Source organism: Providencia sp. 2023EL-00965, assembly GCF_033550225.1.
GTDB lineage: Bacteria > Pseudomonadota > Gammaproteobacteria > Enterobacterales > Enterobacteriaceae > Providencia > Providencia manganoxydans.
Genome location: NZ_JAWUEH010000001.1, coordinates 1 through 14,912, shown reverse-complemented (window position 1 = coordinate 14,912; position 14,912 = coordinate 1). Strand labels below are relative to the sequence as shown.

Here is a 14,912-nt window from a genome sequence, read left to right as displayed (position 1 = left end):
ATTAAGTTAAGCCGTAAACAACCCAAGTTTACGGCACGACTGTGTTGGAGGAATTTGGCTATTTGCAATAATCTAATAGATTTTTTATCGCATTAGATAAGTGTTTTTGACGATGATAAATGAGATACAGTGTTCGATGTAGCTGCAACTCATCCACGTTTAACTCGACTAATGAACCATTCGCGAGTTGCTCATCAATCACTCTTCGTGATAAACAGCTGATCCCCATTCCAAAACGTACAGCATGCTTAATTGCTTCTGAATTGCCGAGCTCCATAAAAATATGAAAACCGGGTAGATGTGCAAATAAAAGTTGATCAAGTACATCACGTGTTCCTGAGCCTCTTTCACGTAATACCCACGGAGCATCTCTTAATTCTTTTAACGTTAACGTTTTTCCCGCTAATGGATTATCTGGGGCTGCGAATATCACTAATTCATCTTTTAGCCATGGTTCAGTAATTAATTCAGGGCTATGACAAACGCCCTCAATAAGGCCTACATCGGCTCTAAATTCCATGACCGCTTTAATGACATCTTCTGTATTACTGATATTTAATTCTAACGGAATGGAGGGATGGTCATAGCGATACTTAGCTAATAGTTGCGGCAGCATGTAATTACCAATCGTTGTACTTGCGGCTAATCGTACCGCTCCCATCTCTTTTTTAAATAATTGTTCCACTTCTAAAGCTTGTTCCAGCAGTGCTAGTGCCTTTGGATATAACAACCGACCATGTTCATTTGTAACAAGTCGTTTACCTACACGGTCGAACAGCTGCACGCCAAGTTGCCCTTCCAGATCAGTCAGAGAAGCGCTCACCGCAGATTGCGATAATGCAAGCAATTGAGAGGCTTGAGTTGTGGAGCCACTTTTAAGTACTTCCGTAAATACCTCAAGTTGCCTAAGTGTTATTCGCATACAGGTCGCTCCAAACATTGTTCGCTTGTGTTTGTAATAATATTGTTAATATTAATGATTTATTACCAAGTTACCAGAAGAAACTTTTAACCACTTTTTTTAATTGATTATACCAAAACAATCAATTTAAATTATTAAAGCTTTTGTTATATGCTTATTCCAAAATTATCTATGCCCTGTATGATCCGTTTAACAAGCAGGTATCAGCAGTAACTAAAGGTACGATTATGGATAAAAGCAATACCAAAACACTCGTTCAACACACCAGCCATCCTGCATTAAAACTCATTCCTGGTGTGATTTTAGCCGGTGTATTAACGGCAATTTCGATGTATTTAGGGGAACAACAATGGTTTATTGAGATAGGCTTAGGCGCACTTACCCTCGCCATCTTATTAGGAATTATCGTCGGTAACACCATCTATCCTGTTGTCAGTAGCCGCTGCGATGATGGGATCAAATTTGCAAAACACTATTTTTTACGTGCGGGGATCATTCTTTATGGTTTTCGACTCACATTTCAACAAATCACGGATGTCGGCGCTACAGGTCTATTGATTGATGCGTTAACATTAGCTTCAACTTTTTTACTGGCTTTTTGGTTAGGTAAAAAAGTCTTTGGTTTAGATGATGAGACAACCTTTTTGATCGGTGCAGGTAGTAGTATATGTGGTGCAGCTGCCGTAATGGCCACAGAGCCAGTCGTAAAAGCATCGGCGAGCAAAGTCGCCGTCGCAGTTTCCACCGTGGTTATCTTTGGTACTATCGCGATTTTTGTTTACCCATGGCTATACCAGTTGAATGCCCATTTCGGCTGGTTTACTCAAACACAAGATACTTTCGGTATCTACGTTGGCTCAACAGTGCATGAAGTTGCCCAAGTGGTTGCTATCGGTCATACCATCGGCCCTGAAGCAGAGAATGCTTCTGTGATCACAAAAATGATCCGCGTGATGATGTTAGCGCCATTTCTTATTATCTTGTCAGCTTATTTAAGCCGCCGTAGTGCCGCAATTAAAGGCTCAAATACAGAAAAAAGCAAAATCACTATTCCTTGGTTTGCCGTCATTTTTATCTTAGTCGCAGGATTCAACTCTTTTAATCTGCTGCCTACCGTTTTAGTGCAATATATTATTACCCTTGATACCATTTTACTGGCAATGGCAATGGTTGCACTCGGCCTCACGACTCATGCCAGCGCAATCCGCCAAGCAGGTATTAAACCAATATTAATGGCACTTATTTTGTTTGCATGGTTAATCGTTGGTGGTTTTGCAATTAATGCACTTATTCAACTCTTCTTATAATATTTTTTCACTTTAATTTATGATTGGCCGCTTTGAGTGAAGCGGCTTTTTTTGTGTATTTCATTTATTGGTCTATTAATGGCATACTTCACAAAAAAGGAGTCAATAATGAAATATGTTGGAGCACACGTTAGCGCCTCTGGTGGCGTTGATCAGGCAGTCATTCGCGCTCATGAAATTAATGCCACGGCATTTGCGTTATTCACTAAAAATCAGCGTCAGTGGAAAGCCGCACCACTGAGCGAAGAAGTGATTGAAAAATTTAAAGCAAACTGTGCTAAATATGGTTACGGTAAACATCAAATTTTACCTCACGACAGCTATTTAATTAATTTAGGGCATCCAGAAATGGAAGCGCTCGAAAAATCACGAGTGGCTTTTATTGATGAAATGCAACGTTGTGAACAATTAGGGATTGATTTACTCAATTTCCACCCGGGCAGCCACCTAAAAAAAATTGATGTCGATGACTGCTTGTTGCGTATCGCCGAATCTATCAATATTGCCTTAAATGAAACAAAAGGTGTTATCGCGGTGATTGAAAATACCGCTGGGCAAGGTTCTAATTTAGGGTACCGTTTCGAACATTTGGCTAGGATCATTGAAAACGTTGATGATAAGAGCCGTGTGGGTGTATGTATTGATACTTGCCATGCTTTTGCCGCAGGCTATGATTTACGCACAGAAGAAACCTGTGAAGAAACGTTTAAACAGTTTTCTGATATTGTTGGCTTCAAATACCTCAAAGGCATGCATTTAAATGATGCAAAAAGTGAATTTGCTAGCCGTGTTGACCGCCACCATAGTCTTGGCGAAGGTAATATTGGCTACACGCCTTTTAGCTATATCATGAAAGACTCGCGTTTCGATGGGATCCCATTAATATTAGAGACAATCAATCCAGATATTTGGCCACAAGAAATTGCTTGGTTAAAATCACAGCAGAATTAAAGAATAAATCAAAGGCGGCATTAGCCGCCTTGAGGTTGTTGACGACGTGGGATAAAAGCGACCTTCTCCGCCTTCAGCACACTTTACAGCGATTCCATCTCAATTTTAGCCATCATATCCGCTAATTTATTACGATTCTTTAACCCAACATCAGGTTGAGAAACGGATAGCGCTGATATCGCCGTCGCCATACGCAGCGTATGTGCACTTGATTCACCGTTTAGTAACCCGTAAGCCAGCCCTGCAACCATAGAGTCACCGGCTCCCACAGTGCTAATCACTTCACAATGAGGCGGTTTCGCTAACCAAGAGCCTGATGCATTCACCCACAGTGCGCCGTCTTCACCAAGAGATATCACCACATGAGAAATACCTTTATCACGCAGCTCGTGTGCCGCTTCAATAACATCTTTGAGTTCAGGTAATTTACGCCCCATCCACATCTCTAATTCATAACGGTTAGGTTTCACTAACCAAGGTGACGCTTTTAGCCCCGCTTTAAGGGCTTCACGGCTACTATCAAAAATAATACATGGGCATAATTGGCGTAGCCGAGTCATCCAGCGGGTGAATTCTTCAGGTTCGATCCCATTTGGCAAACTTCCGCTAACAACGACCATGTCAAAATGACCTAGCCAATTCAGCGATTCTGTGGCAAAACGGTTCCAGTCTTCTTTACTGACATCAAATCCTGAAAAATTGAAATCAGTAGACTCACCGTTATTTTCGGTAAGTTTAACGTTGATCCTAGTACGCCCCGGAACCATACAAAAACGGTTTGCCATACCATTATCACTAAAAAAGTGTTGGAACTCTTCTTGGTTATCTTTTCCCATGAAGCCACTTACCGTGATATCTATTCCCAAATCACGTAATACTTTTGCGACATTAACACCTTTGCCTCCGGCATTGAGGCTAGCAGTCTTCACTAAGTTGACTTCACCGACTTCGATTGATGGACATAGCCCAACCAGATCATAGGCAGGATTTAATGTAATTGTAGCAACTCGGCGAGTCATAACCTCGGATCTCCCTTATCGTTATAGTCATTTATACTCTAGATCACTTGGCACATAGCCACTGAAAGTATCATGAGTATAGCAAGATGTTTTGCCCTACTTATACCATTAAAACACAATAGCTTCAGCGATATTTGCTGTTTTTCCTGATTGTTTTTTCATAATGAGCTGGCAAAATGTCACCACCGAAAAAACAGAAAGAAGAAAAACTTATGTCTAATATTGATCATGTTGTTGTGGGCGTTGGTGTGATTATTACCAATCCCCAAGGTCAAATTTTAATGGGTAAACGCAGTAGTCAGCATGCTCCTTACTGGTCGATTTTTGGTGGACATGTCGATGCTGGGGAATCTTTTGAAGATTGCGCTATTCGAGAAATAAAAGAAGAAATTGGCATTGATATCTCAGCTCCTACCGTTTTTGGCATTAGCAATAATGTCAACACTTACCGCCAAGAAGGTAAACATACGGTTTCCATCTGTATGCATGTGGAATATCGTGGTGATAAACAACCTCAGATTATGGAGCAAGACAAATGTGAGAGTTTAATGTGGGTTTCCCCCCATGAGCTTCCTGAACCTCACTTTGAAGCAAGTCGTAATGCTATTGATCTTTGGCTCAATCACCAATTTTATCACCATCCCGCTTAACGCCTGCATTATTGTACAAATGCCAAATCCGTGTTTGTACAATAAATGGCCAACTCATTATATTTACTATCAAAATTGCCTTTTTATTCATTATTTATTGTTTACATTAATATACACTACATGTATCATCAAGCTAGTACAAAGAAACATTACTCGGGAGTTTCCATGTCTGTTGATACAGCAAAAACAATTAAACAGCCCTCCATTCTAGGAGGCGCGATGATCATCGCTGGTACCGCTGTAGGTGCTGGTATGTTTTCAATACCCATGGTTACCTCTGGCGTCTGGTTTACAGGATCTATTGTCCTTTTAATTTATACCTTTGCTTGCATGTTACTCTCTGGCTTGATGATTTTAGAAGCCAATATGAACTATCCAGCAGGGGCAAGTTTCCATACGATGGTCAAAGACTTATTAGGCCCCGTGTGGAACTCTATAAACGGCTTATCGATTACTTTTGTACTGTATATTCTCACCTATGCTTATATCTCCGCGGGTAGCTCGATTATCTCTAGCAACTTATCCGACTATATGGAAATGCCACAAACTATCTCCGGACTTGTTTTCGCATTGATAGTCGCTTTCTTTGTATGGTTATCAACCAGAGCCGTTGATCGTTTAAGCACTATTTTGATTGGTGGTATGGTCATCACTTTTGTGATGTCAATCGGAGGTATGGTAACAACAGCATCACCATCTATTTTATTTAACCAAGTAGAGCATGGTGATACACATTATTTACCTTATGCGCTTGCCGCTCTACCTTATTTGCTAACATCCTTTGGTTATCATGGTAATGTTCCAGGTTTAGTGAAGTACTACAATAAAAACAGCCGCTCAGTCGTTCTAAGTTTGGTTTATGGTGCGGTCATTACTGTTGCTATTTATATTTTGTGGCAGTATGCGATCCAAGGGAACATCCCTCGTTCTGCTTTCGTACAAATTCGCGAAGAAGGCAACAATATTGGCGCTCTACTAAATCAGATGAACTTATCCACCAACAGTAGCTTTATTTCGCAATTTCTAACGCTATTTTCCTATATGGCTCTTGCAAGCTCATTCTTAGGTGTATCTTTAGGTTTATTTGATTTTATTGCTGATTTCTTTAAGTTTAATGATAACCAGCAAGGCCGTTTAAAATCAGCCTTAATTACTTTCTTACCACCCACTGTGTTCGCTTTGGTTTTCCCAAATGGCTTTATTTATGCAATTGGTTTTGCGGGACTAGCAGCTACAGTTTGGGCAGTGATTATTCCTGCGCTGATGGCAAGGGCGAGCCGTAAACGTTTCCCTAAAAACAGTTATAAAGCTCCCGGTGGTATGGGTGTGATTTGGTTTGTGATCCTCTTTGGTGTTATTAATGCTGTCGCCCACATTCTTTCTTTACTAGGTTTATTACCTATTTATTAAATAATGTTTCCCCTCTCCTTGCCTACTAGCGAGAGGGGTTAGTCTCAGTTTTATCTTATACTCTTCTTTGAAATTGATGCTTAAATTTTTCTCGTTGATATCCCTCAACTTAACGGCAATCATAAAAGATATTATGTTTATCGATAACTGTCGTTTTTTTTACTAAAAAATAGGCTTGGTATCTTGCCTAATCGCCTATCTGCGAGTACTTTTGTCGCACTCTTTTTTGACAATTCTAAAGAAGGTTATTTATGGCAAAGGCCAATGAAATCAAACGTGGGTTTGCAGTCAATTACAATGGCAAACTGCTGCTGGTTAAAGATATCGATATTCAATCACCAAGTGCACGTGGTGCCAGCACTTTATACAAAATGCGTTTTACGGATATAAAAACAGGTCAAAAAGTTGAGGAACGCTTTAAAGGCGATGATATCTTAGAAACCATCTCCTTAACTCGCCGTGGTGTGAGTTTTTCTTACATTGATGGTGACGAATACGTGTTTATGGATAACGAAGACTATACACCATACCTATTTAAGCATGCAGATATTGAAGAGGAATTATTATTCATTCCAGAAGAAGGCTTACCTGGAATGCAAGTTCTGACAATGGATGGGCAAGTATTAGCTCTCGAATTACCACAAACGGTTGATATGGTTATCGTTGAAACAACGCCAGCTATCAAGGGTGCTTCCGCAAGTGCGCGTACTAAGCCTGCAACGATGGCCACAGGTTTAACAGTACAAGTTCCTGAGTACTTAACTAGCGGTGAAAAAATTCGTATTCATATCCCTGAACGCCGTTTCATGGGCCGTTGCGAATAAAATCAGTATAACAATCACCTATGGGCATCTGCCCATAGGGCTTTTCTTAACCACTCACACAATGAGATTAAACAACTGACAACTCAAATTAATTATAATCCAGCGTATACATACCTAATTTTTTATCTTGATCTATCCATTTAAAACTTTGTGTGCCTTTCTGGTTTGGTAGTTCATGCGTTCCTGTTTTTAATTTTTTGAATGACGTTTTTACCGTTTCTACTTTGCCTCGATCACTCCAGCAAGTTGTTTCAATTTTGTCTCCCATAGTACCAACTTGGCATGGAGGTACTACGATTGCCCCCACAAATGTAATAGTGGCACTACCGATAACATTTCGCTTTTCGGCATGGGCTGTATAAGTGATGAAATAGCTTAACGTGATGACAAACAATAAAGTCATTAAAGAAGGTTTATTTGCTGTAAGTTTCATGAAAAAAGTATCCGCTTAAAATTAGGTTATCGTCATTTGGTATAATTTATTTATATTAGGAATAGTTTTTTATTATCTATTACCTGATGACGAGGATCTTAATTCGAACGAATAGAATGATATTTAACTAATGGCCGCAGTTTTTTATTTTTCTCTAAATCTAAAGACCGAAGTAAAATTAGTGATATTAATCACAAAAAAATAATAACCACACATTTTGCAATTTTATTTTTTCGTTTTCTATTAGAATTAGCCCTAGTATTTAAGAATATAAAAAATCGTCTTTACTTTCATTCACTTAATTTACAGTTATTTCACTAGCTAATATGAAAAGTTTACTCGCAAAAAAAATTGTTCTATCACCTTCTTTATTGATAGCAAGTGGCCGCCATCGTGCGTGTTATCAGCATCCAGAACATGATGGTCTCTGTATCAAAGTACACCATCCTAATAAAGACGATCGTGAAACAATACGCGAAGTAAAATACTATAAAAGAATTTACCGAAACACATCATCAATAAACGCCATCGCTCATTATTATGGTACGCAAGAAACTAATCTTGGTACTGGGTATGTCTTTCAGTTAATCAAAGATAAAACAGGAAATGTGGCAAATACACTCGACTATTATTTAAAAAATAAACATTCTTTTTTAAAACATCAAAAAAGCATGAGAATTGCCTATGAACTTTTTAAAAAAACAGTTTATAAAGATGCGATTGTCACGATGACGTTAAAACCCTATAACATCGTCTATCAATTAGGCTATAAACCTCACGGACAATTTTTTATCATCGATAACCTTGGCTGCGCTAATTTAATCCCTATTGACTATTACTCATCAACACTTGCCAGAACCACTCTCACTCGTCGATTTACCGACTTCGAACAGCGTATGATGAGAGAATATCATGTCAAACTATCCACGATGCAATCTGTTGAGTAAAAGGATTAATCAAAGCAATACAAAATCCTGCGGTTATCGACTGTGATTATGGTTATTTTTTATAAAAAATTTAAACTTCTTTACAATTATAGGGCCGGAATATAAACCTGACAGAAATAAGGCAAAACCACCTTAATCAAAATGTGATCTAGATCGTTATTTTAACTGTATTATTTGCAAGCACTACACTCAAATCGCTATTTTTTTAACAAAAAACTCTCAAACCGCGATTTTTATCAGTATTTAATATAATGTTTTGTAAATTATGACCTGATTAACTCGCCATTTCAGTTCTGTTTATGTATGCTCTTTATGTTTGGTGAAATAAGTATGCAACTGCCAAACTCTAACGATGAGTTTCTAACAGGTTGTGGTTATGTTCACATAACTGATTTGCGTCTAATGCAACTCTCTATCTGGTTTTACTCATATACAAAATTTAGCTGTTCTGTATTAAACACTTTCTGTGAAAAACCACAGTAGCATTTCAGAAAATGCGTTTTTCACAGGGATAAGTTTACGTTTATTGTGTGGATAAAACACAGTACAAAAAAGGCAAGGGATATTAAGAATAATGGCAACATCTGAAAAATTTAAGCGCAACATTTTGCGCATTATACCAGCAATAGCGATTGCCGCGACACTCTCAGCTTGTACTACCCCTAATTCTTCAAAGAATGCTCAACGTACTACTCATTCTGAATCTCGCATGTTAAATAATTCATCTGATTCTTTAGCAATGGCCTCTCAAGACGAATTTGAGCAATTAGTTCAAAGTGTTGATACCAAGTCTAAAATCATGGATCAATATGCGAATTGGAAAGGTGTAAGTTATCGTTTAGGTGGAACAACTAAAAGCGGTGTTGACTGTTCAAGTTTTGTGCAACGCACATTCATCGAACAATTTGGCGTTGCTTTACCACGCACGACTTCGGAGCAAGAGTCCTCCGGTAAAAGCGTTAGCCGCAATAGTTTAAAAGCCGGTGATTTGGTTTTATTTAAAACAGGTCGCCGTATGAAACACGTTGGTATCTATATTGGCGATAATAAATTTGTCCATGCATCCACCAGCAGTGGCGTGATCGTTTCAGAAATGACCAACGAGTATTGGAACAAACGATACTATGCGGGTCGCCGCATTATCAATGGTTCGTAATCATTAAAAACAGCTAAATTCCTTGCCAATAAAAAAGCTTCCAAGTTGAATAAACTGGAAGCTTTTTTATTATATTCAGATTAGTTATTACGATGAATAAAAACCTGATTCCAATTCTGCAATAGCAACACCAGAGGCTTTTAAGCGACACATCGCAGCATGCTCATCACTGGCATGAATAAAGAGACAAATTTCTTTCTGCCATTCTAAAATTGCACTTTCAATCTGCAAATCAGATAACGACTCTGACAGTTGCTTCATTGCAATACAATCTGTTGCACAGTCATGACTGAGTAATTTCAGCCCCACAAGTTTATCGCTAGCGAAATCATTAGTAGGCACCACCTCAACATGAGTTCCTATCTTTCCTGATAACCAGCGGTAACTTTGCGGCAGCCTGTGCACTACCGAAAGACCTGATTTTTCCACAACAATATCCTATTGCTACCTAACCATTATATTGTTCGTTGAACTAAATTACTTACCAAACAAAAGCGCTATAGTGTCATCTGCTATTAGTTAGCAAATTTTCGCTTTTTTATTCTCCCTTCTCTACTTTCATCGTAGAGGTTGGTAAGGATTATAAACCTCGTTCAAACCGAATTCGCTACAACCACAAAAAGTAACGTGATTGTTAAAAACCATACCTAAATATAACATTAAATATTATTCATGTCGTTAAATTTTTGTGACATAAATCATTGCATGCTTATTTCTTTACTTCAAGTGTTAAATTTTAAATTTTTTTTGATCTCAAAACTCAACACCAGCACTAATAATTAGTCATTTTTTTTACATTATTAAACGATTTTCAATAATAAACCGCCTAATTTTGAACAATAGTCATTAAATTTATCTTTTAATGACTAACTACTAAATAGCTTAGCTTAACACAGAAATTTAACAAATATTCATCAATTGATAATTGATTTAGATCATTTTTATACTGAAATTCTATTTTTACTGAATATAAATTCGGTTTTGCCGAGTAGTTGATTTTTACTTAACACTATTAGAATAAATATGGTGACTGACTGAAATGAAAACAGGAGGGAGATGTTTCATCCATGAAACATAAATACCAATTCTATTTCTTTATACGCTTAGCTAGAACAACAAATAGCATAGAGAACGCAACACACGCCACCATAGAGCCAACCATTGGCCATGCTGACTTAGCAGGGATCATCGATAACAACGTCCCAACCAACGCTCCTATTGAAAAACGGATCGTTCCCGCTAAAGATGAAACGGTACCTGCTATATGTGGATAATTGTCTAAAATCACCGCCATTGCGTTGGATGTGATCATCGCAATACCACTGACATAAATAGCAACACCTAAGACCAATGCCCAAAAGCCAACGCCTAGTGCCGTCGTCACTAACAACCAAATTCCCATGGTAAATTGGACAATAATACCTAAATAAAGCAAACGTTCTGCACCAAATCGCCTTACATAACGACCATTAAACGTGGTCATAATAAATAAGAAAATAATATTAATGCCAAAGAAGTAGCCAAAGTCCTGTGGGGTGTAGCGCGGCGAAGTATTTTGCATTAAATAGCAATCAATTCCGCACTAACGGAGCGGAAAAAAATACATTATTTCGCACTGTGCAAAATTGAACGCAACTGAGCACACTAATAAGAAAAGACCTCTATGTGAATTAGAGGTCTTGGTAGTGTGTATGGTATGCTGTAGTCATTTAACCATAGTGAACCCTGCTAAGTTTGATGTTGCAAGCTTGCTTATAACGCACGTAACTCCTGTCATATCTGACACCCCTGTCAATCTCAGCACATCAAGCCCATCAACTATGGCTATCATTGATGATGTGATGTTCGCATTAGCTGTCGTTTTGCTTAATATAGCTGTTCCATGCGCATGCTGTTCATTTGAGGGGAAAGAAAGTTGATTAACACAAAAACTAAGGCGAGGATAAGATGAAAATGAATGGATTGTAATCATGAACATTCCCGTCCCGAGAGGGATGTCTGTCGTAAAAGCCCCATTACCATTGCTAACACTTGTTAGAGTGATAGAGCTACCTGCGTTGTACAAATAAGTTCCATCTGGATTTATACTGCCAAGGATAACGTTAGTATTTCCAGCTCTAGAGTCAACTGCTAAGCCGTGCCCTGAAATCTTTGTTGCCCCTATCCAATTTGTACCTAACTTACTTCCCGTTGTGTCAATGAATGTTCGCTCACCAATATCATTTATATTTGTGGGATAGTTAGTATAATTTGCAGAGATGTGAGTATCTTTTATTACCGCGTTACCGCCTATTACAGCCGCTCTAGACCTTACCAAAGGTGAATCAACAGCGAACTCAATATCACAGGAATCAAAAAGACCGTTGGTAATATACAAAGCATCTAAATAGGTAGTTAGGATTTTACAATTAACAAACTTAACCTCTTTACCTATATTTTCCATCACTGTACCAGACGGTTGGATATTGTATTTCATGAGCGTGCTAATAAAGCAATCCCTAAAAGTCAATTTTGCATTTGCTGCTCTTATGCTACCGTGAATATCTGTGTCATGAATATTCATGCGCACTTTAGGTGTGTTAACGTAGAACGCCGCACCGGGGCTCGTGCTGACAATTTCCCCACCCGAAATGACAATATTAGTTGTTTGCTCATCAGAAACGCCGAGCCCTAGAACACCCGCCCCGCGATTACCGACAATACACGGGTTTATGATTTTTAGTGACTTTGTACTAAAGCCCGCATTCGGCTCAATATCAATGCCCGCGCCCGGAGATGAATAGATAACCCCCATGCCCGTGTAGCACCATCTTGGGTTTATGAAAACGATACCTTTGCCGCCCGTAAAAGAGAACCCTTGCCGCCCGTTGTATTCACACACTTCATTGATCACAGTAATACCACCAACATCGATGGAAGAGTTACCGCCAATGTAGGTTCCGTCCAGTGCAAAGTGATTGCATGTACGATTCTGCCATATTGCATTAGAGCAGTTGAATTCTCTGATGCCGATGTGTTTTAGCTGAATACCAGTATCCCCCCATTTACCCCCCACAATTAAGTGCCCATTATTTCCATTTGCGTTAAAGTTAAGACATGTGTAGTTTTTGCAATTATCAAGACTCAAGACTACACCCAGCTCAGCGGCATAGGCGGCATTAGTGAAATTACCAACTGCGTCATATTTAGCCCCTGTCAATGGATGAAATGAACCATAATGCAGGCCGCGCTTTGTTACCATCTCACAGCCTGTAAAATCCAAAATAAAATCAGAGCAGTCTTTCAGACTAAAAATATCACCAATTGACTGATAATATCTTGTATTTTCATTGGGGGTTGGATTTACTCTTTCATCAAATATTTCGGAATTTGAAACATCAAAAATAACTTTGAAATGCGATTTCTCAGCGTTGCAAGCTAAAGCAAGTTTTTGAAAAGCTAACGTGTTATTTGCCCCATCAATTGCACCAAAATCAGAGGCGAATAAAATTTTCTTAAATCGTTTTTGTAGCTCCCCCTTCAATCTATCAATAGACCGATTGACATAATCTTTACTTGCAATCACGGTGTCATGATTAACAATCAATTCAACCGCAGCAACATTATCAACCTTAATGATGATATTAATATAAACTTGGCTTTTAGCACCTGATAATACAGGCGGAATATAGGTTTCAGGGTATTTACCGACCGCAATTAACCCACCTTTAACATCAAACAACCCAATTTCACGTGCAGTCCAATCCCCATCCTCAATATCGTGGGGAATGATGGCTTCAGCGATGACTTGACCTTGAAGTTCATCATCCGTACGCAAATCATTTAAGTCACCACGCCACCGCTCATTGCGCAGGTTAGTTTGCGTCTCGGTCGGTTCATAGTATTCGCCTCCACCGTCACCCACGGCCATGTGAGGGATTTTCAACGGCTGTTGTGCAGCAAGCGCTTCTGCTAAGGAGGTTTTACCGTAGTTTGTTAGAATTGTATAAAAAGGTGTCATGATGCGTCCCTCGGGTAAACCGTCGTGATTGTGCCGCCTACGGCACCTGTGGTAATAACTGGCGTCAATTCGCCTTGTGATGAGTGTGTGATTGGTCGACTGATGACATAACGGCCATATTGACCAAACAAGTCATTAGCCGGTCGCGTGGTATCGAGCAACACATCTGCATTGAGTTCAAAGCTGCTGAGGGTGGTGGCGTTATTAATCAGTTCTAACGCATCGGTCACATCAAATTGCAGACGATACAATTCGACTAAAACAGGTGACATGTCTTCAGCGAGATTCACAGCCTCATAGCGCAACATCAGCTCTAACGGCTTGTTAGTTAAAAACGGAATAGTGTCGCCGCCTGCATACTTATAATGCACCGTGATAGGCTGTACGAGTGGGGTTTTGAGTATTTCCAACGTGCCAAAATTGACATCAATGCGATAATCAACACCCTCGACCAAGCCCGGTATTACCACATCCCACAAATTGACTTGCTGTAAGGCGTAACGACCTCCGGACACCAAGCCCATGGGTAAGGTTTCTTTTGCTGCGCGTGCTTTGGTTGCAAGCGATTGACCAAAGACGGCCAGGGCAATATTTTCCGGTGAAAACGTGAAAAAGTTTGCGCTGACTTGGCACGATTGGTGTGTGATGTGTTTTTGGGTGTTATGCACAATCCCTTGCTGCGCTTGCTGTTTCATCTGCGAGCGGCTCGCAAAAGACACTGTCAATTGGTCTACATCCCCGACCCATCGTAAATTTAGCGGCTTACCAGGCTGTCGAACCGCGAGTGACACCTTGCCTTGTCCGTAAAAATAATCAGACATCGGTCACCTCCGATTCTTCAGGTAGCTCAGGCTCAATCACAATGAGTCCTACAGGCAATAATGTCGTGAACGTTACCAGAGAGCGACGGCCTTGACGCTCAACCCACAATTGCAAATAGTGGGCTTCCGCCTTTTTCGATGTCGTATCCGTGGTGTACGGCAAAGTGATATGATTATCCGTTATCGTCATTTGCCAAGCAGGCTCCGCCGCACCTTGCGGCGTCAGCGTTAAGTGATATTGCGTTTCTGGCTCTGGCCCAATATCGGCCATCAGGCAATCAATCAACCTGTCTTGCTGTAACACGCGGTCACGATGTGCCCAGCTCAGGACATATTCATCCGCTTGTGTCACTGATCATGTAAAACTGATCCACTAACGATCATAGAAAACTGAGCCACTTGGTATTATCCGTACATTTTTGTACGGGGAATTTATGATTACCAAGGAGATATTTGTGGATATTCATGTTCG

General features: G+C 39.7%; 14 protein-coding genes and 1 pseudogene. 7 read left to right on the top strand and 8 right to left on the bottom strand.

Going from position 1 to position 14,912, the window contains the following annotated elements; translation table 11 throughout:
- Positions 1–58 precede the first annotated feature (58 nt).
- Complete coding sequence (yieE, locus tag SC428_RS00075) at positions 59–922, bottom strand: DNA-binding transcriptional regulator YeiE (RefSeq protein WP_140178484.1); 864 nt, start codon at positions 920–922, stop codon at positions 59–61.
- Between the two features lie 227 nt (positions 923–1,149).
- On the opposite strand from yieE, the gene SC428_RS00070 reads away from it, so the two are divergent.
- Together SC428_RS00070 and nfo are read left to right on the top strand one after the other, a co-directional pair.
- Entirely contained in the window at positions 1,150–2,229 is a 1,080-nt protein-coding gene (locus SC428_RS00070) for a YeiH family protein (protein WP_070927908.1), read from the top strand.
- Between the two features lie 108 nt (positions 2,230–2,337).
- On the top strand, positions 2,338–3,180 hold the full coding sequence (nfo, locus tag SC428_RS00065; RefSeq protein ID WP_070927905.1) for a deoxyribonuclease IV: 843 nt from the start codon (positions 2,338–2,340) through the stop codon (positions 3,178–3,180).
- An 83-nt stretch (positions 3,181–3,263) separates the two neighbouring features.
- Here the strand turns inward: nfo and fruK are convergent, their stop codons facing one another.
- Positions 3,264–4,199, bottom strand: coding sequence for a 1-phosphofructokinase (gene fruK / locus SC428_RS00060; RefSeq protein ID WP_318705320.1), 936 nt, complete (start codon positions 4,197–4,199; stop codon positions 3,264–3,266).
- 212 nt (positions 4,200–4,411) lie between these two features.
- On the opposite strand from fruK, the gene SC428_RS00055 reads away from it, so the two are divergent.
- The 3 genes from SC428_RS00055 to yeiP all read left to right on the top strand — a co-directional run bounded on the left by SC428_RS00055 (position 4,412) and on the right by yeiP (position 7,083).
- Positions 4,412–4,849, top strand: coding sequence for a nucleotide triphosphate diphosphatase NUDT15 (locus SC428_RS00055; protein ID WP_070927929.1), 438 nt, complete (start codon positions 4,412–4,414; stop codon positions 4,847–4,849).
- A 165-nt stretch (positions 4,850–5,014) separates the two neighbouring features.
- A complete protein-coding gene (mtr, locus tag SC428_RS00050; protein WP_318705318.1) occupies positions 5,015–6,259 on the top strand; it encodes a tryptophan permease in 1,245 nt (414 codons plus the stop codon).
- Between the two features lie 251 nt (positions 6,260–6,510).
- Entirely contained in the window at positions 6,511–7,083 is a 573-nt protein-coding gene (gene yeiP / locus SC428_RS00045) for an elongation factor P-like protein YeiP (RefSeq protein ID WP_070927903.1), read from the top strand.
- 88 nt (positions 7,084–7,171) lie between these two features.
- Here yeiP and SC428_RS00040 read toward each other — a convergent pair whose 3' ends face one another.
- Positions 7,172–7,516 carry a hypothetical protein gene (locus SC428_RS00040; protein WP_070927902.1) on the bottom strand — a complete coding sequence of 115 codons (345 nt, stop codon included), beginning with the start codon at positions 7,514–7,516 and terminating at the stop codon, positions 7,172–7,174.
- A 326-nt stretch (positions 7,517–7,842) separates the two neighbouring features.
- Between SC428_RS00040 and SC428_RS00035 the strand changes: the two genes are divergently transcribed.
- The gene (locus tag SC428_RS00035) at positions 7,843–8,463 is read left to right on the top strand and encodes a YrbL family protein (protein ID WP_318705315.1); all 621 of its coding nucleotides are present in this window, start codon (positions 7,843–7,845) and stop codon (positions 8,461–8,463) included.
- Positions 8,464–9,037: 574 nt separating this feature from the next.
- Positions 9,038–9,619: a bifunctional murein DD-endopeptidase/murein LD-carboxypeptidase gene (gene mepS / locus SC428_RS00030; RefSeq protein WP_070927900.1), complete on the top strand. Its 582-nt coding sequence runs from the start codon at positions 9,038–9,040 to the stop codon at positions 9,617–9,619.
- Between the two features lie 87 nt (positions 9,620–9,706).
- On the opposite strand, the gene SC428_RS00025 is transcribed toward mepS, so the two are convergent.
- The 5 genes and pseudogenes from SC428_RS00025 to SC428_RS00005 all read right to left on the bottom strand — a co-directional run bounded on the left by SC428_RS00025 (position 9,707) and on the right by SC428_RS00005 (position 14,792).
- Positions 9,707–10,048: a hypothetical protein gene (locus tag SC428_RS00025; protein WP_070927898.1), complete on the bottom strand. Its 342-nt coding sequence runs from the start codon at positions 10,046–10,048 to the stop codon at positions 9,707–9,709.
- A 658-nt stretch (positions 10,049–10,706) separates the two neighbouring features.
- Positions 10,707–11,156: pseudogene (locus SC428_RS00020) on the bottom strand (MFS transporter); the annotation flags it as partial.
- Between the two features lie 168 nt (positions 11,157–11,324).
- Positions 11,325–13,619: a phage tail protein gene (locus SC428_RS00015; protein WP_318705308.1), complete on the bottom strand. Its 2,295-nt coding sequence runs from the start codon at positions 13,617–13,619 to the stop codon at positions 11,325–11,327.
- Entirely contained in the window at positions 13,616–14,410 is a 795-nt protein-coding gene (locus tag SC428_RS00010) for a hypothetical protein (protein ID WP_318705306.1), read from the bottom strand. Before SC428_RS00010 ends, SC428_RS00015 begins: the two co-directional genes overlap by 4 nt.
- Positions 14,411–14,432: 22 nt before the next feature.
- Positions 14,433–14,792, bottom strand: coding sequence for a hypothetical protein (locus SC428_RS00005; protein WP_318705304.1), 360 nt, complete (start codon positions 14,790–14,792; stop codon positions 14,433–14,435).
- Between the last annotated feature and the right edge of the window lie 120 nt (positions 14,793–14,912).